Annotated in this window: 17 protein-coding genes; 13 read left to right on the top strand and 4 right to left on the bottom strand. The window is 63.9% G+C overall.

Translation table 11 applies throughout. From position 1 onward, the window contains the following. Window positions 1-113 precede the first annotated feature (113 nt). From purF to BGO80_RS17515, 3 genes are read left to right on the top strand one after another with little or no spacing between them, the layout of a single operon-like run. On the top strand, window positions 114-1,604 hold the full coding sequence (gene purF / locus BGO80_RS17525; protein WP_386849521.1) for an amidophosphoribosyltransferase: 1,491 nt from the start codon (window positions 114-116) through the stop codon (window positions 1,602-1,604). Then, on the top strand, window positions 1,604-2,338 hold the full coding sequence (locus tag BGO80_RS17520) for an SDR family NAD(P)-dependent oxidoreductase (protein ID WP_286722667.1): 735 nt from the start codon (window positions 1,604-1,606) through the stop codon (window positions 2,336-2,338). Before purF ends, BGO80_RS17520 begins: the two co-directional genes overlap by 1 nt. A gap of 2 nt (window positions 2,339-2,340) precedes the next feature. Continuing rightward, a complete protein-coding gene (locus BGO80_RS17515) occupies window positions 2,341-2,934 on the top strand; it encodes a GNAT family N-acetyltransferase (RefSeq protein WP_286722653.1) in 594 nt (197 codons plus the stop codon). Window positions 2,935-3,383: 449 nt separating this feature from the next. Here the strand turns inward: BGO80_RS17515 and BGO80_RS17510 are convergent, their stop codons facing one another. The 3 genes from BGO80_RS17510 to BGO80_RS17500 all read right to left on the bottom strand — a co-directional run bounded on the left by BGO80_RS17510 (window position 3,384) and on the right by BGO80_RS17500 (window position 7,037). Next, window positions 3,384-4,670 carry a hemolysin family protein gene (locus tag BGO80_RS17510; RefSeq protein WP_126151262.1) on the bottom strand — a complete coding sequence of 429 codons (1,287 nt, stop codon included), beginning with the start codon at window positions 4,668-4,670 and terminating at the stop codon, window positions 3,384-3,386. Between the two features lie 132 nt (window positions 4,671-4,802). Next, the gene (gene der / locus BGO80_RS17505; RefSeq protein WP_126151261.1) at window positions 4,803-6,272 is read right to left on the bottom strand and encodes a ribosome biogenesis GTPase Der; all 1,470 of its coding nucleotides are present in this window, start codon (window positions 6,270-6,272) and stop codon (window positions 4,803-4,805) included. Window positions 6,273-6,302: 30 nt separating this feature from the next. Next, window positions 6,303-7,037: a tetratricopeptide repeat protein gene (locus BGO80_RS17500; protein WP_286722651.1), complete on the bottom strand. Its 735-nt coding sequence runs from the start codon at window positions 7,035-7,037 to the stop codon at window positions 6,303-6,305. 194 nt (window positions 7,038-7,231) lie between these two features. Between BGO80_RS17500 and BGO80_RS17495 the strand changes: the two genes are divergently transcribed. The 4 genes from BGO80_RS17495 to BGO80_RS17480 are packed head-to-tail and all read left to right on the top strand — an operon-like array spanning window position 7,232 to window position 12,045. After that, complete coding sequence (locus BGO80_RS17495) at window positions 7,232-7,510, top strand: YtcA family lipoprotein (protein WP_286722649.1); 279 nt, start codon at window positions 7,232-7,234, stop codon at window positions 7,508-7,510. Further along, window positions 7,510-8,553, top strand: a complete 1,044-nt coding sequence (gene mdtN / locus BGO80_RS17490; RefSeq protein ID WP_286722647.1) for a multidrug transporter subunit MdtN — start codon at window positions 7,510-7,512, stop codon at window positions 8,551-8,553. The genes BGO80_RS17495 and mdtN overlap by 1 nt, the downstream gene beginning before the upstream one ends. After that, a complete protein-coding gene (locus BGO80_RS17485; RefSeq protein WP_286722645.1) occupies window positions 8,534-10,525 on the top strand; it encodes an FUSC family protein in 1,992 nt (663 codons plus the stop codon). Before mdtN ends, BGO80_RS17485 begins: the two co-directional genes overlap by 20 nt. After that, window positions 10,525-12,045 (top strand): TolC family protein, encoded by a 1,521-nt coding sequence (locus tag BGO80_RS17480; RefSeq protein WP_286722643.1) that lies wholly within the window; start codon window positions 10,525-10,527, stop codon window positions 12,043-12,045. Before BGO80_RS17485 ends, BGO80_RS17480 begins: the two co-directional genes overlap by 1 nt. Before the next feature lie 144 nt (window positions 12,046-12,189). On the opposite strand, the gene BGO80_RS17475 is transcribed toward BGO80_RS17480, so the two are convergent. Next, entirely contained in the window at window positions 12,190-13,140 is a 951-nt protein-coding gene (locus tag BGO80_RS17475; protein ID WP_286722642.1) for a LacI family DNA-binding transcriptional regulator, read from the bottom strand. Window positions 13,141-13,349: 209 nt separating this feature from the next. On the opposite strand from BGO80_RS17475, the gene BGO80_RS17470 reads away from it, so the two are divergent. From BGO80_RS17470 to BGO80_RS17445, 6 genes are all read left to right on the top strand, one after another. After that, window positions 13,350-14,459 (top strand): BMP family ABC transporter substrate-binding protein, encoded by a 1,110-nt coding sequence (locus BGO80_RS17470; RefSeq protein ID WP_353744215.1) that lies wholly within the window; start codon window positions 13,350-13,352, stop codon window positions 14,457-14,459. 18 nt (window positions 14,460-14,477) lie between these two features. Beyond that, on the top strand, window positions 14,478-16,007 hold the full coding sequence (locus BGO80_RS17465) for an ABC transporter ATP-binding protein (protein WP_286722640.1): 1,530 nt from the start codon (window positions 14,478-14,480) through the stop codon (window positions 16,005-16,007). Further along, the gene (locus tag BGO80_RS17460; RefSeq protein ID WP_286723074.1) at window positions 16,007-17,071 is read left to right on the top strand and encodes an ABC transporter permease; all 1,065 of its coding nucleotides are present in this window, start codon (window positions 16,007-16,009) and stop codon (window positions 17,069-17,071) included. The genes BGO80_RS17465 and BGO80_RS17460 overlap by 1 nt, the downstream gene beginning before the upstream one ends. Continuing rightward, window positions 17,068-17,991, top strand: a complete 924-nt coding sequence (locus BGO80_RS17455; protein ID WP_286722638.1) for an ABC transporter permease — start codon at window positions 17,068-17,070, stop codon at window positions 17,989-17,991. The genes BGO80_RS17460 and BGO80_RS17455 overlap by 4 nt, the downstream gene beginning before the upstream one ends. 19 nt (window positions 17,992-18,010) lie before the next feature. Continuing rightward, on the top strand, window positions 18,011-19,396 hold the full coding sequence (locus BGO80_RS17450; protein ID WP_286722637.1) for an ADP-ribosylglycohydrolase family protein: 1,386 nt from the start codon (window positions 18,011-18,013) through the stop codon (window positions 19,394-19,396). A gap of 215 nt (window positions 19,397-19,611) precedes the next feature. Then, complete coding sequence (locus tag BGO80_RS17445) at window positions 19,612-20,655, top strand: AraC family transcriptional regulator (protein ID WP_286722636.1); 1,044 nt, start codon at window positions 19,612-19,614, stop codon at window positions 20,653-20,655. Window positions 20,656-20,657 lie beyond the last annotated feature (2 nt).

Raw genomic sequence — 20,657 nt, 5'->3', positions numbered from 1 at the left:
CCGGCCACACTTATCCGTGGTGGCCGACAGGATTTTGCGCTATTGGCGTTGGCAATCGGCCAGGCGATAGGCCCGCCGCCCCAGCGGACATGATTTTTGGCATGGAGACCCAGGTGACCCATCCGAGCGATGACGATTTCGATCTCTCTGGGGACACGCTGCATGAAGAGTGCGGCGTGTTCGGCATTTTGGGGCACACCGACGCCTCGACGCTGACCGCTCTCGGCTTGCATGCGCTGCAGCATCGCGGCCAGGAAGCAGCCGGGATTGTCAGCTTTGACGGCCGCCAGTTCTACCAGGAAAAGCATATGGGGCTGGTGGGCGACCATTATACGGACCCCGCCGTGCTGGCCAAGCTGCCCGGGACCATCGCCATCGGCCATACCCGCTATTCGACCACCGGCGAAGTGGCGCTGCGCAATGTGCAGCCGCTATTCGCCGAACTCGAAGACGGGGGCATCGCCATTGCCCATAATGGCAATTTCACCAATGGGCTGACGCTGCGCCGCCAGATCATCGCCACCGGCGCCATCTGCCAGTCCACGTCGGACACCGAGGTGGTGCTGCACCTGATCGCCCGCTCGCGCCATTCCTCCACCAGCGACCGCTTCATCGACGCGCTGCGCCAGATGGAGGGCGGCTATGCCATGCTGGCAATGACGCGCACCAAGCTGATCGCGGCGCGCGACCCGGTGGGCATCCGCCCACTGGTGATGGGCGAGCTCGACGGCAAGCCTATTTTCTGTTCGGAAACCTGCGCCCTCGACATTATCGGCGCCAAATATGTGCGCGATGTCGAAAATGGCGAAGTGATCATCTGCGAGATCCAGCCGGACGGCTCGATTTCGATCGATGCCCGTAAGCCGGCCCGCAAGGTGCCCGAGCGGCCATGCCTGTTCGAATATGTCTATTTCGCCCGCCCCGACAGCATGGTGGCCGGCCGCAGCGTCTACAAGGCGCGCAAGAATGCCGGCATCAACCTGGCCAAGGAAGCCCCGGTCGAAGCCGATGTGGTGGTGCCGGTTCCCGATGGCGGCACGCCCGCGGCTATCGGCTTTGCGCAGCAGAGCGGCATCCCGTTCGAGCTGGGCATTATCCGCAACCACTATGTGGGCCGTACCTTCATCGAGCCAACCCAGCAGATCCGCGCCTTTGGCGTGCGCCTCAAGCATTCGGCCAACCGGGCCGAAATCGCCGGCAAGCGCGTGGTGCTGATCGACGATTCCATCGTGCGCGGCACCACTTCGCTCAAGATCGTGCAGATGATCCGCGATGCCGGCGCGACGGAAGTGCATATCCGCGTCGCCAGCCCTATGATCTTCCACTCCGATTATTACGGCATCGACACGCCTGATCCCGACAAGCTGCTGGCCAACCAATATGCCGATATCGAGGCCATGTGCCGGTTCATCGGCGCGGATTCGCTGCAGTTCCTGTCCATTGACGGGCTCTACGAAGCGGTGGGCGGCAAGAAGCGCGATCCCAAGGCGCCGCAGTTTACCGACCACTATTTCACCGGCGACTATCCGACACAGTTGACCGACCTCAATGGCCGGACCATGAACGACCCCAAGCAGATTTCGATGCTGAGGGAAGCGGGCTAATGGCTGAAAACAAGGAACTGGCGGGCAAGGTCGTATTGGTCACCGGCGCATCGCGCGGCATTGGCTATGCGGCGGCGCTGGAAGCGGCACGTCGCGGCGCCCATGTGGTGGCTGTCGCCCGCACGGTCGGCGGTCTCGAGGAACTCGATGACGCCATCCAGGAGCTCGGTTCCTCCGCCACGCTGGTGCCGCTGGACCTGCGCGACGGCGACGCCATCGACCGCGTCGGCGCCGCAATTTATGAGCGTTGGGGACATCTCGATGGGCTCGTTGCCAATGCCGGCCTTTTGGGCGTGCTTAGCCCGGTCAGCCACATCAAGCCTGACGAATTCGACAAGGTCATGGCCGTCAACGTCACGGCGAATTACCGCCTGCTGCGCTCGCTCGACCTGCTGCTGCGCCAGTCCGAGGCAGGACGCGCGGTCTTCGTGTCGTCGTCTGCCGCCCGCTCGGCGCGCCCGTTCTGGGGGCTCTACGCCGCCAGCAAAGCGGCGCTGGATGCGCTGGTGAAGTCCTATGCCGGCGAGTTGGAGCAGAGCAAGGCCCGCGCCAACATCTTTTATCCCGGTGCCGTGCGCACGGCGATGCGGGCCAAGGCCATGCCGGGGGAAGACCCGGAAACCCTGCCGCAACCGACCGAGATCGCGCCAAAGCTGATCGACCTGTTGAGCCCCACGCTCACCGAAAACGGGCGGCTCTTCGACATGCCCAGCGGCAAATTCGGCGACCTCTGACCATGGTGGAGCTGCGCCCCTACCGGTCCGACGACCTTGAGGCGCTTTACCATATCTGCCTCGTGACCGGCGATTCCGGTCGCGATGCGTCGCCGCTGCACAACCATCCCAAGTTGATCGGGCATCTCTATGCCGCGCCTTACGCGGTTATCGAGCCCGATCAGGTACTGGTGGCCGAAGACGATTTGGGCGTGGCCGGCTATATCGTGGGCACCTATGACACGGACCGCTTTGCCCAAAAGCTCGAAGACCAGTGGTGGCCGGCGTTGCGCGCGCAATATGCAGCGGTCGAGGACCTGACAGAGGCCGATAGCCGCCGCGTCGCCGCCATCATCAAGCCACACAGGACACCAGCCGAGCTGGTGGCGCGCTTTCCTGCCCATATCCACATGAACCTGTTGCCGCGCCTGCGCGGGCAGAAAGTCGGCACACGGCTGTTGCAGCGCTGGGTGGACGCGGCTCGCCTGGCAGGGGTGAGCGGTATTCACCTCGGCGCCAATGCCGGTAATAGCGGCGGCATTGCGTTCTGGAAGAGTGGCGGCTTTATCGAGCAGCAGGTGGTGGGCACCACGGCCTGGTTCGGGATGGATATTTAGGGCGGTTCACGTTCTGGTTGATGCGGCTCCATCGCTCCATCGCTCCCTCCCCCCTTGATGAGGAGGGCCGGGGTGGGGGTGCTGAACCATCCAGGAACCCGTTTGTTGATGGGAGTTTGCTGAACCTGCAGCACCCCCACCTAACCTCCCCCTGTAGAAGGGGGAGGGAGAGCAGGAGCCGAGGGCTCCGTGCCTCCCAACGCGATCAAATGAACACGTCCCCTTGAGGGGAGCGCCCAGAGTCCACCTCAAAGTTGAAATGATCTCGGTTTCGGCGCGACACGTGCAACGAGCCCGAGGGCGGAATGGTGGGGGAGGAGGCGGTGCGCCATCAGGCAGCGCCAATTCGCGCCCGTCGAGCTTGGGAAGGCCAGGAGGGCGATAACGCGCCCTGCCCCATACAAAAACGCTCCCCGAAAGGGGAGCGTCGACAGGCGACTAGGTCACGATCAGCTCGGGACGACGAGGGAGGATACCAGCACCTTGTCGATGCGGTGGCCGTCGAGGTCGACGACTTCGAAGCGCCAGCCCTCGCGGTCGAAGGTTTCGCCCACGGCCGGCAGGTGGTTGAGATTGGCCAGGATGAAGCCGGCCAGGGTCTCGTAACGCGCGTCCTTGGGGATGCTGATCTTGAAGCGCTCGCTGAGATCGTCGACCGGCATCCAGCCGGCGACCAGCCAGGAGCCATCCTTGCGCTGCACCACGACAGGATCGTCGCCCGGTTCTTCGTTGTAGACGCCGGTGATGACTTCAAGCACGTCGCCGAAAGTCACGATGCCTTCGAAATGACCGTATTCGTCGACCACCAGCGCCATCTGCACCTTGGACTTGCGGATGGATTCCATCACGTCCAGCGCGTCGGAATGCTCCATGACAACAGGCACCGGCTTGACCAACTTGCGCAGGTCAGGCTGCTGGCCAGCCGCAAGATCGGGCAGCAGGTCGGAAAGCGCCAGCACACCGAGAATGGAATCCGCGTCCCCATCCTGCACCAGCAGGCGCGAATGGGTGCTGTTGAGGATGATGCGCAGGTTGTCCACAAAACTGTCCTGAACGTCGATGACCTCGACGTCGAGACGCGGGGTCATGATGCCGCGTGCCGAACGATCGGCGAGGCGCATGACGCCGGAGATCATCGAATGCTCGCCGGTTTCCAGCACGCCGGCTGTCGTGGCTTCGGCAATGATGGTGCGCACTTCTTCTTCGGTCACCGACTCTTCGCTCTGGCCGGTCTGGCCGAGCAGGCGCAGCACCAGCTTGCCCGAGATATCGAGGAACCAGACGATCGGGGTACCGATGAGTGCAAGAATGGCCATGGGCTGGGCCACGCGGGAGGCGACGGCTTCCGGATTGCGCAAGGCGATCTGCTTCGGCACCAATTCGCCCAAAATCAGCGAGCAATAGGTGATCACAACGACCACGAGGCCCACGCCACCGACATCGGCGATGTTGACGGGAACACCAATGCTTTTCAGACCCTCGCTGAGGCGCGCACCCAGAGTGGCGCCGGAGAAGGCGCCCGACAGGATGCCGACCAGGGTGATGCCAATCTGCACGGAGGACAGGAATTTGCCCGGGTCTTCGGCCAGTTTGATGGCCGTGGCCGCCCCTTTATTGCCTTGATCGGCCAGCGCCTTGAGGCGCGCGGGACGGGAGGAAACAACGGCCAGTTCGGACATGGCCAAGGCGCCGTTCACGATAATCAGAACGACGACGATAAGGATTTCTTCTAACACCAAAGTGCTTCAATTACACGCCGCAACCCATGGCGGGTGTTTCAGTGGCGCGCACTATAGGGCAAAGCGGAAACACGTAAAGAGACCATAAGGATGAAGGGACAGCGCCTGCGCACCGCCCCTCCCCCGAGATCAACCGATGCGGCGCGCGTTCTTGTCGTCGTAGGGGTTCTTGGTATTGCCGCGAATCCACAGGCGAATGGGCGTGCCCGGCAGGTCGAAGGCTTCGCGCAGGCCGTTAACGAGGTAGCGCTGATACGAGGCCGGCACGGCATCGGGGCGCGAGGCGAAGATGATGAAGCTGGGCGGACGGGTCTTGGCCTGCGTCATGTAGCGCATCTTGAGCCGGCGGCCGGAAACGGCCGGAGGCGGATGGCTCTCGAGCATGCCGGCCAGCCAGCGATTGAGGCGAGCGGTGGAAACGTGGGCGTTCCAGCTGCGCTCGATGGCGAAGATGGCGTCCATCAACCGGTCGATATTCTTGCCGGTGAGGCCCGACAGGGTCACCAGCGGGATGCCCCGCAGCTGCGGCAAGAGGCGCTCGCAGGCCTCGCGCAGCTCGGACAGCGCCTTGTTCTTGTCCTCGATCAGGTCCCACTTGTTGAGGGCGATGACCATGGCCCTGCCCTCGCGCTCGACCAGATCGGCCAGCGCCAGGTCCTGCTTTTCGAAGGGGATGGTGGCGTCGAGCAGCAGCACGACGACTTCGGCATATTGGATGGAGCGCAGGCTGTCGCCCACGGCCAGCTTTTCGAGCTTTTCCTGGACACGGGCACGTCGGCGAATGCCGGCGGTATCGACCAGGTTGATGGTGCGGCCTTCCCATTCCCACGGCACGAGAATGCTGTCGCGGGTAATGCCGGCCTCGGGGCCGACGAGCACGCGGTCTTCGCCCACCATACGGTTGACCAAAGTGGACTTGCCGGCATTGGGACGGCCGACAATGGCGACGTTGAGGTGGCGGCGCGGGTTCCAGCGCAGCGTCGCCTCGTCGCCCTCGCCTTCGAGCATGTCCGGGGTGATGTCGACATCGACCTCGGGCAGCATATCGAGATCGGCAGCTGCCTCAGCTTCGGCAGCGGCGTCGCTGGCCTTCTTTTCCTCCGCCTTGTCAATGGCGGCGGACACGATGGAATAGAGCTCGGAAAGGCCCAGCCCATGCTCGGCCGAGAGGGCGATGGGTTCGCCGAAACCGAGCTTGAAGGCCTCGACCAGACCGGCTTCGGCCGATTTGCTCTCTGCCTTGTTGCCCACCAGATGCACATGCTTGCCGGCCTTGCGCAAAACCTGGGCAAAGCGCTGGTCGAGCGGCACGACGCCGGCGCGGGCGTCAATCATGAACAGGATGATGTCGGCTTCGCGGATGGCCAGCTCGGTCTGCTGGCGCATGCGGTCTTCGAGACTACCGTCGGTGACGTCTTCATAGCCGGCGGTATCGAGCACGCGGAAGCTGAGATCGGCAATATGGCCTTCGGCTTCGCGGCGATCGCGGGTGACGCCGGGCGTGTCGTCGACCAGCGCGATCTTGCGGCCAACCAGGCGGTTAAACAGCGTCGACTTGCCGACATTGGGGCGGCCGACAATGGCGAGTGTGACCGTCATGGCCGGTATCCTTCCGCCGCGAGAACGCGACTATTCGGCCGCAGGCGCGGCTTCGCTCTGCACGGCGGCGTCAATGGCATCGGCAGCCACTTCGGCATCGGTGGGGACGGTGGTGACGCCATCCGACAAAAGCTGGCCGAGATAGTAGGCCATGCGATTGCGCGTCGGGGTCTGGGTCAGCGGGTCGTTGAGCACGGCCTCGAAGCTGGCCTGAGCGGCGGCGAAATCGCCGGCCTTGTACTGGGCGAGGCCGAGGCGCTCGCGCGCGACGCGGCGCAGCGGACTATCGTCGCTGGCGACGGAGGCAATACGGGTTTCAACATCGGCCAGGGTGCCGGTATCGACCAGGATATTGGCCGCCAGCACCAAAGCCAGTTCGCGCAGGCGCGGATTGGACTGTGCATTGGCCAGCGCGTCATATTCCGCCACGGCGCCGGCGCTGTCGCCCTGCTCGGCGAGCAGCGCGGCACGACGGAAGCCGGCCAGTACGGCGTAACCGCCCGAACCGTTGGCGAGTGTATCGAGCTGGGCCTGCGCCCCGGCGAGATCGCCCGCATCGGCGGCGTTGAGCGCGGCGTAGTATTCGTCCGAGGCCTTGGCCGACTGGCTATTGCTATACCAGGCCCAGCCCTCGTTGATCGCAACCAGGGCCACGATGGCGATGGCGCCGCCAATTACGAAGGGGGCAAAGCGACGCCAAAGCGCCCGCATCCGGTCGGAGCGGAGCTCTTCATCGACTTCGCGAAAGATATTGTCCTGCGACATGGCCAGCCTGAACCAATTCGTTCCAAATTTGGCGCAGCTTTATCACGCGCACCCGCGAATGCAAACCGCAGGGCGGCTTGATCACCGCAAACTGGTCGAGCACCCTGTTTAGGAGTAAGAGCGGGCCAATGGGCCGTGGCTTCGCCTGCTTTCGGGCAATGCGACGGCCGGGCGGTTTGGTAAAGGGGTGCACGGTGAAATCTCAGCGGTTCGGGGCATTGGCCCTTGTCGCCCTGCTGGTGCAGGGATGCAGCAGCAGCGCTGCGCGTGCACCCTCGATTTCGGTGTTCGGCTCGTTCTTTCCGGCCTGGGTGATCTGCGCAGTGGGTGGAATCGTGCTGGCCGTCGCCATGCGGGCGCTGTTCATCGCCACCCATATCGACGAGCACCTGCCGGCGCCGCCGCTGGTCTATCTCTGCCTGTCGATCAGCTTCGGCATCGGACTCTACATGCTCTGGACGGGGACGGTTTGATGCGCCCGATCATCGGAAAAATCCTCGGCTACGCCATCTTCGCGCTCACCGCCTTCATGATCTTTCTGGCCTGGAGCAATGGCCTGGCCAATCCGCGCTCCGACGTCGCCGAGATCGAGGCGCCGGTGGTGCAGATTTCCTCCAACGTGCCGGGGCGGATCATTTCCATCGCGGTGCACAACAATCAGGCGGTCAAGCAGGGCGATGTGCTGTTCCAGATCGACCCCGAGCCCTATCAATTGCGTCTGGACCAGGCGCAGGCAGAATTGCGCGCGGCGCAATCGGAACTGGCGCAGGGTGAGCGCAATATCGCCACCGAACAGTCCAATGCCGATGTGGCGCAGAAACAGATCGAGCGGGCGCAATTCAATGCCGACCTGGCCAAGCAGACGCTGGACCGGCTGACGCCGCTGCTCGACCGCGGCTTCGTGACCGCGCAGCAGGTCGACCAGGCTCGCACCGCCTATAATGACGCGCTTGTGAGCCTCGAACAATCGCTGCAGCAGTCGCAGGGCGCGAGCCAGGTGATCGGCACGCTGGATACGCGACAGGCGCAGGTGGATACGGCGCAGGCGACGGTGGCGCTGGCGCAGCGCGATCTCGACAATACCACGGTGCGTGCCCCCTTCGACGGCATCATTTCGGGGCTTACAATGCCCGCCGGGCAATATGTGATCACCGGCCAGACCGTATTCGCCATGATCGACACGGCGCAATGGGAAGCGGTGGCCTTTTTCCGGGAGACTGAACTGCCCAATATCGCCGTGGGTGACAGCGTCGAGGTGTTCATCATGGCCAATTCGCAGGCGACGGTTCGGGGCAAGGTGTCGGCCATTGGCTGGGGCGTGCGCTCGGCCGATGCGGCCAATATCCTAGGCCTCCCGATCATCTCCAATTCGCTCAACTGGGTGAAGGTTGCGAAGCGTTTCCCGGTCTATGTCGAAATCGAGGATCCACCAGCGGACCTGATGCGCGTCGGCGCGTCGGCCATCGTGGTGGTCACCGGTCACGCGGACGCCGAACATGTCGCGGCCGAACACTAGGCCGGGCCTGTTCGACATTGTCGCCGAGGACTTGCGGCCGCGCGAGGGGCGGCTGGGCGCTGCCGTGCGCATGGCGCTGTGCTGCGTGCTGGTGGTGGCGTTTTCCATGAGCCAACAGGTGCCGGAAGCGGCCCTGTCCTGCTACCTCATCTTTTTTGCCAGTCGCGACAATGCGGCAAGCGGCATCCTGATCGGCCTGGGCCTCATCATCGCGGCGACTGTGGGCATCGGGCTGGGTCTGCTGTTTCTGCAGATCGCCTCGGACGAGCCGATGCTGCGCTTGGCGCTGATGGCCGGCTTTACCTTTGCCGGCATGTATTTTTCCGTTGCCACCAAGGCCGGTCCGATCGCCGCGACGGTGGGATTCGTCTTCGCATTCGTGATGACGCTTAACGACTTCGTGCCCATTCCGGAACTGATGTCGCGGGCGCTGAGCTGGATGTGGGTGGTGGTGTTCGTGCCCATGGCGGTGCTGGTGCTGGTCAATGCGCTGATCGGCCCCAATCCGGCAAGGTTGGTGCGGCAGGCCGTGGCCAGGCGCTTGCTGGCCAGCGCGGCGCTCTTGCGGCGCGAAGAGGGTGCTTTTAAACAAGCCGACGCGCTGCTCCGCGAAAATGTCGGCGCTTTGGCCTCGCCGTCGCGGCTGGGCGCAGCGTTCGGATTCCAGGGCACGGACGAGGCAGCAAGGCTCAACGTTCTGCTGCCACAGGCGCAGGAGCTGCTGGCGCTGAGCCTGAGCGCCGTTGCCGATCAGCGGCTGGCCACTGGAATCGAGCAGTTGGCGCAGCGCATCGAGCAGCGCGACACGACACGCCACCACGCGCCGCTCGTCGCCGATACCCGCGCGGCGCGCCCCCTCGCCGCGACCGCTGACGCGATGGGCCGCATCTGGTGTGGCGCGATGGCGCTGCCCGCGCGCCCTGCTTCGGCGCCCAAAGAGCCTGCCGATACCTTTACCAATCCCGCTTACGCGCAGTTCGCGCTCAAGACCTTGCTGGCGGTGTTCATCACCTATGGCATCTACACCGCCGGCGGCTGGTTCGAAATCCATACGGCAATGATCACCTGCTTCTACGTGGCGCTGGGGACGACCGGGGAAACGCTGCACAAGGCAAGCCTGCGCATTATCGGGTGCCTGGTCGGTGCGGCCATGGGCATTGCCAGCATCGTGTTCCTCATGCCCTACATGACCGATATCGGGCATTTGCTGCTGCTGGTGGCGGCGGGAAGTTTTGTGGCGGCCTGGGTATCGAATGGATCGAGCCTTATCCAATATGCCGGCTGGCAGATGGCGCTGGCCTTTTTCCTCTGCGTGCTGCCCGGCTTCGGGCCGAGCTTCGACACCCACGTCGCCACCAACCGCATTCTCGGCATTCTGATCGGCAATGTGGTGGTGACCATCGTCTTCCTGTGGCTGTGGCCGACCAGTGTTTCGGGCAGCGTCGGCGCCCATCTGGCCAATGGCATCGCCGGACTGGCAAGGGTGCTGAAACGCTCGGCTGGCGGATTGGCGGCGGCCATTGCAGAATTCGATGCTGCGGGACGACTGGCCAGACTTTCTGCCTTCGAGCCGTCGCGGTTGCGCGCGTCCTCGCCCATCCTGCCCCATGCCGCCGCCATCCTCGACGCCGGCTACCGGGCCATGCCTGACATTGCGCGGCTGCAGACCTTGCGTGCCGAACCACGCTACCTCTTCGGCGCGCCCCGCCGTGTCAAAGCGGCAACGCTTGTACAGGAAGCGTCCAGCAGTGGGTTTTTGGCGGTGGCGTCAGAGGCTATCCTCAAACCCGAACCCGAGGCCCGGACCATGCTTGAAAACGCGCTGCACCATTCCTTCCAGACATTGGGGCGGCTTGAGCATCTGGCCGAAACCGCACCCCGCCGGGCGCCCTGGCGGAGCGATCTGGTTGCGGCCGGCCATACCCATCGCAAACTGCTCGAGGGCTTTGCCACGACGCTGGAGGCCATGTGATGGGCGGACGCAGTTTGATACGCCTCGGCACACTGGCCATAATGGCTCTTGGGCTGGCGGCCTGTTCGAGCTCGGCACTGAAGCTGGCGCCGGCCAGCGCCACGACGCCTTATCAGGGCACGGCGGGGCAAGCGGCCGTCGACACCGGCAGCCGTGATTTTGGCGTGGCCGCCGACCCGACCATGCCGATTGCCATCGCAACCCCGAAGCTGGATTCTTCACGCAGCTACAGCCTGCCCGAGCTCATCAATATCGCGCAATTGTCGAGCCCGGTGACGCGGGCCGCCTGGGAGCGTGCGCGAGAAGCTGCAGCGGCCACCGGCGTTGCCGAGGCCACCTATCTGCCGGTGCTGACCGCCGATGTGCTGGCCGGCTATGCGGTGACCTCCAATACCGCACCGGGCCTCGATGCCGGGATCATCAGCGTGCCCAATGGCACCATCACCACATCGGGTGGACAGCTCGTGCCATCGCTGGCGATCAAATGGCTGCTGTTCGATTTCGGTGCGCGCGACGCGGCGCTGGCTACGGCGCAGCAATTGTCGTTCGTGGCCAATGTGGGCTTCAACGCCACCCACCAAAAGCTGATTTTCGACGTCGCCAACGCCTATTATCAATATAGCGCCGCAAGGGCACAAAGCCGTATCGACCGCGAGGCTCTCGACAATGCCAAGGTGGTGTTAAGCGCCGCCGAGGCGCGGCTCAAGCAGGGCGTGGCCACCACGATGGAGGTGGCGCAGGCCAAGCAGCAGGTGGCGCAGGCCCAGTTCGACCTGACCCAGGCCAGCGGCCATGAACGCGGCAGCTATTCCATGCTGCTCGGGGCCATGGGAATATCCCCCACCACCAGCATCAAGGTGCAGGATCTGGGTGGCAAGCCCCTGCCCCGCCAGGTGCCCGCCAATCTCGATAGCCTGATCGTCACCTCGCTGCAGCGGCGGCCCGATGTGCAGGCCTCCTTCGCGCAGATGAAGGCCAGCGAGCAGGGCATTTTGGCGGCACAGGCGGAATTCCTGCCCAAGATCGCGGTGTCGGCGACGGCAAACCGGGTGATCGGCAATTATTCGGTCAGCGACTCGCGCCTGTCGTCCTCGGCGAACCTTGAGGTCAACCAGCCCAATGCAGCGCTGCTGCTTGGCGTCACCATGCCCATCTTCGATGGCGGGATGCGCGATGCTCGGCTCGATTCCGCCCGCGCCAATGCGGCGGCGTCGCAGCAGGATTTTGCCCGGTTGCAGAATACGGCAGCGCAGGAAATCGTGGTCGCCTATGACGTATTGCGCACCAGCCTATCCGGCCATGCCGCCGCCAGCGAACTGGTGTCCGCCGCGCGCACCAATTACGACGCGGCGCTTGAATATTATCAGAACGGACTGGGCACACTGGCGGATGTCAGCGTCGCACAGACCGGCCTGCTCAAAGCGCAATATGCCCAGGCTCAGGCCCGCAGCAACGCGTTCGCGGCCGCCGCAACCCTGGCCTTCGCGACGGGGACGATGACCAGCGCCGGCTCGCTTTAGAGCGTTTCAAAATGGTGTTAAAGCGGCTCTAGCATCCCCTCCCCAGAGGGAGAGAGGCGAAATTGCCCTGAACCCGCCTCGGTTTGAAATGATCCAGGCGCCTCCGGGGTGCCGCTAGTCGAGGCACAAATGCCGGGGTTGCCGCTAGTCGACGGCCCTTGTGCTGGTGCGCACCACCAGCTCAACGGGCAGCCGTTCAACCGTTATCGGCATGCTGGTGCCCGATATCCGCTCAACCAGCAGGTCCACGGCCCGTTCGCCCAGAACGTTGAGCGGCTGGCGCACCGTGGTCAGGCTGATCAACGGCCAGCTGCTCCACTGCATGTCATCGAAGCCGATGACTGACACGTCATCAGGCACGCTCAATCCCAGACTTTTCAAGGCACTGAGTGCAGCGATGGCGACGAGATCATTGACGCAGACGATGACGCTGACCTCGCGTCGCGCGATCGCGGCCACCGCAGCGTCCGGCAGCTGCGGCACGAGATCGACCTGGATTTCCCAGACCAGATCCAGTCGTTCCCCGGCTCCCTGCACGAAGCCATCGCGGCGTTCGCGATTACTGGTGTGCTCCTGGAATCCCGACAGGAGTCCCACCCTGCGGTGGCCAAGCCCAACCACATGCTCCGCCATCAGCCGGCCGCCGGTAATGTGGTCGGCCATGACGCCATCGAGGCCAGGGAATGGCGCGTCCAGCGAAACCATCGGTAATTGCGGCGGTGTCGCCAGGGGAAAGCTCGGATGCAAAAGCGCGACGACGCCATCAATGCCATGCCGCCCCAAGGTCTCGATGACTTCGAGCTCGCGCATGGGCTCGTTGCCGGAATCGACCACGACCGTCGCATAACCATGGTGTGCGGCACGCCGCTGCACGGCCTGGGCTATCTCGGGGAAGACCGGGCTGGTGAGCGTGGGCAGAATGCAGCCGATCAGATGATGGTGACCGGTCTTGAGAGCGCGCGCGGCATTGTTGCGGGAATAGCCGATCTCGGTGGCGGCACGACGCACCAGAGCGTCCACTTCCGGGGTGACTTTGTTGAGCCCGTTCAGCACGTAGGAGACGGTGGCAGAGGATACGCCCGCCGCCTTCGCCACATCTTTGATCGTTGGACTTCGTCGTCGGCTCATTGCATCACCCCGCTGATACCCCTTGGCGGAAAAATCCCGCGTCGCCAAGTCTGGTTGAATGTTCGTCACGACGCCCCTTGACAGAACCCCGGGCCACCGACTTATCATTTACACGATTAAACGACTGCTATGCGGCCGTTTCAAGAGAATGCCAAAAGCACCAGGGGAGGTTCATCATGGTCAAGGCGACAAACGGAACTCATGCGCGCCGCGCGCTTCTCGGCTTGGTCAGCGCGGCGACCTTGCTCGTCGCGACGCAGGCAGGCGCCATGGCGCAGGACAAGATCCTGCTGCTGATCAACGGCGCCCTGGGCGACAAGTCGTTCTTCGATTCGGCCAATCGCGGCCTTGAGCAGATCAAGGCCACCTATGGCGACGATGTCGAAACCCGCGTTCTCGAGATCGGCGACGATCCGACCGGTTGGGAACCGGCACTGCTTGAAGTCTCGGAACAGGATTGGGACCTGATCATCGGCGGCACCTTCTCGCTGTCGGAAACCCTGGGCGACGTGGCCGAGCTCTATCCGGACAATAAGTACATTCTCTTCGACGCCTCCCTCCCCTATGACGGCGGCGCTTATGCCAATGTCTATTCCATACAGTACAAGCAGAACGAGGGCTCCTATCTCGGTGGCATTCTCGCCGCCAGCCTGCTGCAGAATGGTCTGCCGGACGGCACGGGCAAGAATCTCGGCTTCCTCGGCGGCATGGATATTCCGGTTATCAACGACTTCCTCATCGGCTATATTGCCGGTGCGCAGTCGGTGAACCCGGACATCAAGGTTTCCGTCTCCTATGCCGGCTCGTTCACCGATGCTGCCAAGGGCAAGGAACTCGGTCTGGCGCAGTACCGCGCCGGCGTCGGCATCGGCTTCATTGCCGCCTCGCAGGCCGGGCTGGGCCAGGTATCGGCTGCTGCAGAAACCAACCAATATGTCCTCGGCGTCGACTCCGACCAGGAGGCCATTTTCGCCGAAAGCGATCCGGCGCTGGCCAGCCGCGTCGTGAGTTCGGTACTCAAGAATGTCGATGTCAGCCTGGTGCGGGCCTATGAAATGTACCGCGAGGGCAAATTGCCCTTCGGCACCGCCGAAACCGTAGGCCTGGCGGAAGGCGCTGTCGGCATCGTCGAAACCGGCAACTTTGAAAAACTGGCATCGCCCGAAACCGTTGCTGCAATCGAAGCCGCCAAGGCCGCCATTGCGGCGGGCGAAATCCAGGTGCCCACGGCCTTCGGCATGGATAGCGCCGCCATTGCCGCGACGCGTGACAGCGTTCGCCCATAAACCAGGACGATTGTGCAGATGACGTCGCCCATTCCGATCGTTGTGTTCGAGAAGGTCTCCAAGACCTATCCGAACGGCACGGTGGCCCTCAATGATGCCACTTTCGACATTCGCAAGGGGTCGATCCACGCCATCTGCGGCGAAAACGGCGCGGGCAAATCCACGCTGATGAAGATCCTGTTCGGCCTTGAGCCCCACAGCGCCGGACAGGTTCTTCTAGACGGTGCCGCCGTCGACACGGCGGCACCCGACTTTGCCGGCCGCAACGGTATCGGCATGGTGCACCAGCATTTTTCGCTGGTCGCGCCACTCACCGTGACCGAGAACATCATTCTGGGTCACGAACCGCGTGCGGGCGTCTTCATCGACCGGCGTCGCGCCCGGGAGCAGGTCATCGAGCTGAGCAACCGCTACGAGCTCGATGTCGCTCCCGATGCGCGCATAGAAACCCTTTCGGTCGCGGCTCAGCAAAAGGTCGAAATTCTCAAGGCGCTGGCGCGCCAAACGCGCCTGCTCATCCTTGATGAACCGACTGCCGTGCTGTCGCCGCCGGAAATCGAAGAATTGTTCCTCCGCTTGCGCGCCCTGAGGGACACCGGCATCACCATTCTGTTCATCTCGCACAAGCTGCACGAAGTGCGCGCGCTGGCCGATATGGTCACGGTGCTGCGCGCCGGCAGTGTGGTCGCGACATTGCCGCTGGCCGAGGTCAGCGATGCCGAAATCACCCGCATGGTGATGGGCCGCGATATCGAGATCGTCCGCCGCGAGGCTGGCGCATCCGGCGGTGCGCCGCTGGTGGAGATCGCTGATGTGACGACGCAGACACGTGACACTGCCGATCGACTGAGCAATATCTCACTGAAGATCGGCGCCAACGAGATCGTCGGCATTGCCGGCGTCGATGGCTCAGGCCAGCGGGGCCTCGTGGCTCTGCTGAGCGGGCAGATGCGGGCAAGCACCGGCTCGATCCGCTTCGACGGGCAGGCCATGGACAAGGCCAGCATCGCCGAATGGCGAAAGTCCGGGCTGGCCTATCTGCCTGCCGATCGGTTCACCCAGGGCGGCACACCCAGCCTGACGCTGATCGACAATGCCATTGCCGGCACCGATGGCGACCGCGGCCTGCAATGGGGCCCCTTCCTCAGGCGCGGCGCGATCCGCAAGCATGTCGGTGCCATGGTTCGCACGTTTGCCGTGCGCATGCGTGGCATCACCGAAAGACTGGATTCCCTGTCCGGCGGCAATGCGCAAAAGCTGATCGCGGCTCGCGAACTGGCCGGCTCGCCGCGCCTGCTCATCGCCGATCAGCCGACCCGCGGTATCGACGTGGCGTCGGCGGCATTCCTGCATTCCCGCATCGATGCCGTCGCCCGCTCGGGCGCCGCCGTGCTGCTGGTCACCGCAGACCTCGATGAACTTCTGAGATTGGCCGACCGCGTTGTGGTGCTCTTCAATGGGCGCATCGTGGCCGACCTGCCCAATGATGCCGGCCTGACCCCGGCAGCATTGGGCCCCTACATGCTCGGACTGGAGCAGGCCGCATGATCCGTTCAGCCCTTGCCGGCCTTACAGAATTTGCTCTGACAGCACTGGTCATCGCCGTGGTGATCCTGGCCGTCCTGGTTCCCGTCGCGTTGTCGCAACCCGACCCGGCGCAGGTCCTCGGCCTCTTTCTTCTCGGGCCTTTTGGCACGATGCGCCATCTTGGCAACGTCTTGGAACTCGCCACGCCTACCATGCTGACAGGCCTTGCCGCGACACTGATCTTCCGGGCCGGCAGTTTCAACCTGGGCGTCGAGGGCAGCTTCTTCCTGGGTGGCATTGCCGCCACGGCGGCGGCCCTGTTCCTGCCCCTTACCGGCATGATTGCTGCCCCCATTGCCATTCTCGTCGGCGCGCTGGTCGGGTCATTCGCCTGCTCGGTGCCTGGCTATCTCAAGGTCCGCTTCGGCGCCTCCGAAATGGTCAACTCGCTCGTGCTCAACTTCGCCTTCCTCTATGCCGGCATCTTCATCCTGAACTACTACCTGCGCGATCCCAATGCCGGGGCGCTGATGTCCTACCGGTTGCCGGGCGATTTCACCCTTGAGCGCCTCATGGCAGGGACGCGCTTGCATACCGGTGTGATCGTGGCTTTCGCGGCCTGCATCATTGGCGGCATCTGGCTCTATGGTACCCGGGGCGGCCTCAATCTGCGCATTGTCGGCGCCGGCCCCGGATTTGCCCAGCATCTGGGCCTCAATAGCGGCGCTCTCGTCATGCGCGCACAGATCATTGGCGGGCTCGTGGCCGGCATGGCGGGCGCCATCGAGGTGCTCGGGCTCTACAACCGCTTTTCCTGGACCGCCCTGCCCGGCCACGGCTGGACCGGCATCACCATCGCCATCCTGGCGCGCGAAAACCCCTTCCTCGTCATCCCGGCCGCCTTGTTCCTCGCCTATCTGCAAGTGGGTGGCGACATGCTGGCCCGCAACCTGGCTGTCCCGAGCGAAGTGGTGGGCCTCGTCACCGCGGCCATTATGCTGGTGGTCACCGCCACCGCCATTTTCCGCCATCCCGCCTTCCTGCGGCTGATCCGCGACATCAAGGGCCAGGAGCAGGCACTATGAGCGACGCCATCTGGTCCTCGATCTCCGATCCGGCACTGTTCGCCACCGTGCTGCGCGTGATGACTCCGCTGCTGCTCGCCGCTCTTGGCGTGCTCATTTCCGACCGTGCCGGCGTGCTCAATATCGGCATGGAAGGCATGATGCTGTCCGGTGCCCTGGTCGGAGTGCTGGCCAGCGCCTGGACCGGCACGCCGATGATCGGGCTCCTTGCCGCCATCGCCTGTGGTGCTGCGCTTGGCGCGCTGATGGCCCTGGCGATCAATGGACTGGGGACGCATTTCATCATCACCGGCATCGCGCTCAACCTGGCTGCGGCCTCGGCGACGACCTTGGGCCTGTTCCTGGCCACCGGAGACAAGGGCATGTCCGGCGCCCTGCAAAGCGGCGTCCTGCCTTCCATCCATATTCCGCTGCTGCGGGACATTCCCGTTCTCGGCAGCCTGCTCTCGGGTCACCACATGCTGACCTACCTGGCCATTGCCTGCGTGCCGCTTGTCTCGATCATGCTGGCGCGGACGCCGTTCGGACTGCATATCCGCGCCGTCGGTGCCGACCCCAAGGCGGCTGCCGCGGCGGGCATATCCCGTAATCGCACCCAACTTTTCGCGCTCATGATCTCCGGCGCGTTCGGTGGCGCCGCCGGCGCCTATCTCTCGATGGGCTATGTGAGTTGGTTCGCCCAGAACATGACGGCCGGCCGCGGCTTCATCGCCATCGCCGCCGAGGTGATGGGCATGGGCACGGCCTGGGGCACATTTGCGGCTGCTGCCGTGCTTGCCGTCGCCGAAACGACTGCCATCACCATGCAGGCCCTCGGACTGCCCAACGAGCTCATGCAGATGATCCCCTATATCGTGCCGGTGATCGTGCTCACCGTCTATGCCGCGCGCCGACAGGCCAAGGCCCGCACCCATTCCTGAACCATCAAGGACGAGACCAATGAAAGCCTGGGAACTTACCCGCGACCTCCTGCGCAACACCAAGCCGGTGGTGCGCAGCGCCGAGGAGCAAACCTGGGACGCCAGCGCCGTGATGGCTGCTGGCGATGCGATGCTGGCCATGTTCTGGAAGAGCAATGTGCCAGGCTCGGCCGCGCCCGAATGCCTGATGGCCGGCGCCTTGCAGTCGCTGGAAAGCAAGGGCTACGTCCTCGCGCCGTACCATGACTTGCTCGCCGATGGCCTCAAGGCGGTCGATGCGGCCGATTTCGAACAGCTTTACATGATCGATATGCGCCTGCGCGCCATCATGCAGGCGGCCAAGCCCGATCCCGAGCATGCCTCTCAAAAGACCCTGCGCTACCAGAGCTGGGCGGAGTTCGACGCAGCGACCAATTGGCCCGAAGACGAGGCCGTCGATGTCGCCGGAGCCGACTTTGCCGACCAGACCCGCGCGGCCTGGCTGGGGCAGCTGGTCGGCGCGGCAGCGGGTACGGCGCTCGAGGGCTATACGGCGGAAAATATCGCTGACGTCTTCGGCCCTATCCGCGACTATGTGCGCGAACCCAACACCTATAACGACGACATTACGTTCGAGCTCGCTTTCCTCGAGGCCTATCGCGAAAAGGGCGCTGCCATTACCGGTGCCGATATTGCGGCGCGCTGGACCGGCATGATCCCCATGGGCTGGTCGGCGGAAGGCATTGCGCTCAACAATATCCGCCGCGGTATCATGCCGCCGGTCAGCGGCTGGCTCGAAAACCCGTTCGACGAATGGATCGGCGGCCAGATGCGCGGCACCATTTGCGGCATGGTTGCGCCGGGTCGCGCCCGCGAAGCCGCCCGCCTTGCCTATATCGACGCGGAAGTATCCGCCGCCGGCAATGGCATCCTGGGGGAGGTATTCAACGCCGTGCTTGCCGCGCGTGCCTACACGCTTTCGGACACACAGGACCTGCTGGTCTCAACCTGCGCGCTGTTCTCCACCGCGACCGAATATGGCGCCGTGCTGGCCTTCGCGCTCGATGCGTGCCGCAATTCTTCTGACTGGCAGACGGCCTGGGCCAAGTGCGATGCGGAATATATCGAATATAACTGGATCCACGTCTATCCCAATGCCGCAGCCCAAGTGGTGGCCCTGTGGTTCGGGGAGGGCGATTTCGATCGGACACTCGAGATCATCTGCGGCATCGGCCACGACGTGGACTGCAATGCCGCGCAGATGCTTTGCGTGCTGGGCATCCAGAAGCGCAGCAGCGTGATTGCGGAACGCTGGTACGCACCGCTGATCAAGGACGACATCGTCACCTATATGCGCCGCCCGGCAAAGATCGCCTTTGACGACCTCGTCCAACAAACCCTGGAAGCGGCCGCAATCGGCCGCTGATCATCGCGGCGCTGCGGTTGGCATGGCGCTAACCGCAGCTTCTTGGCCCAATCTGGGCTTGTGCCAGCCGCCGCTCACGATCGGCTTCGCTCCCCAGTCTGGCCGTCATGGTTGCGCTCCAAGGCTAGACGCCAATGCCAGTGCACTTATCCTTTGTGTATCGGTCCTGCCGAAGCGCGATCAAAATTCGCCTCGGCGCAGTCGGGGAGACGGATATGCGCGGTGAGACTATTGGCAAGATGCATGGCCAGTCTGCCATTCGTGCCTTTTTCCTCGAACCTACCCTGAACGAGTTGCAGCGGCTGCACCAGCCGATAGGCGCCACGCTTGGACGCCATGGCCTGACCTCCTCCGACATCGCGTCCCCCTACGCCTGGGTGCCGCTCCGGTGCCACACCGAATTGCTGGAGGACGCAGCCGAGCAGACCAACAACCCCTATCTCGGCTTCGATATCGGACGGCGCTTCGATCAGCGTAGCCTCGGGCCCTTTTGCGCTCTCTTGGCAAATGCCGGCACATTGCGCGAGGTGTTCGAGCTCTATGGCGGCTTTCAGGGCCTGTGGCAGATCAATACGCGGTTCCTCATCGAGCGGCATGAGGACGTCACGCACTACACCTATGTCATCGACGATCCGAGCATCTGGCCGCGCCGGCAGGACGCAGAGCTGACGCTTGCTGCGCTGGTGACGCTGGGACGCCAGGCCGGCTTTGCCCATTGGTCGCCGGAGACGGTGGAATTCGAGCATGTCCTGCCTGCCGACAAGCGGCCGCTGCGCGCCTTTTTCGATGCGCCGGTCTTTGGGTCGTGCGATGCGAACCGCCTGGTCGTCGCCAACTCGGACCTTGAACGGCCGCTCGGTCACGGTGCAGGCGGGGGTGCGAAAGTCTTGGAGCGGCACTTGGTCGATCTGATGAGACAGGACAATGGCGCGTCTGAAACCACCGGAATTGTCGAGGCCACAGTGGCGATCATCAATCGCCGTATGGGGCGGGCGCCGCTCGATATCGCCACAGTGGCGCTGGAAATGCACACGTCCGAGCGCAGCTTGCGTCGACATCTGGAGGAAGCCGGAACCAGCTTTCGCGACCTTGTGCAACAACAGCGCCTCCTGCGCGCGCGATCCCTGTTGCGCGGCGGCCATATGCCATTGATTGAGGCAGCAGCCCGGCTTGGCTATGCCGATGCCGCCGCGTTCTGCAGGGCCTTCCGGGGCTGGACCGGCATGTCGCCGATGCGCTTTGCCCAGGCCGGCCACTAGCC

This window comes from Devosia sp. 63-57 (assembly GCF_001899045.1).
GTDB lineage: Bacteria > Pseudomonadota > Alphaproteobacteria > Rhizobiales > Devosiaceae > Devosia > Devosia equisanguinis.
Note: the sequence above shows the minus strand (reverse complement) of the source record. Positions and strands in the feature narration are given on the sequence as shown.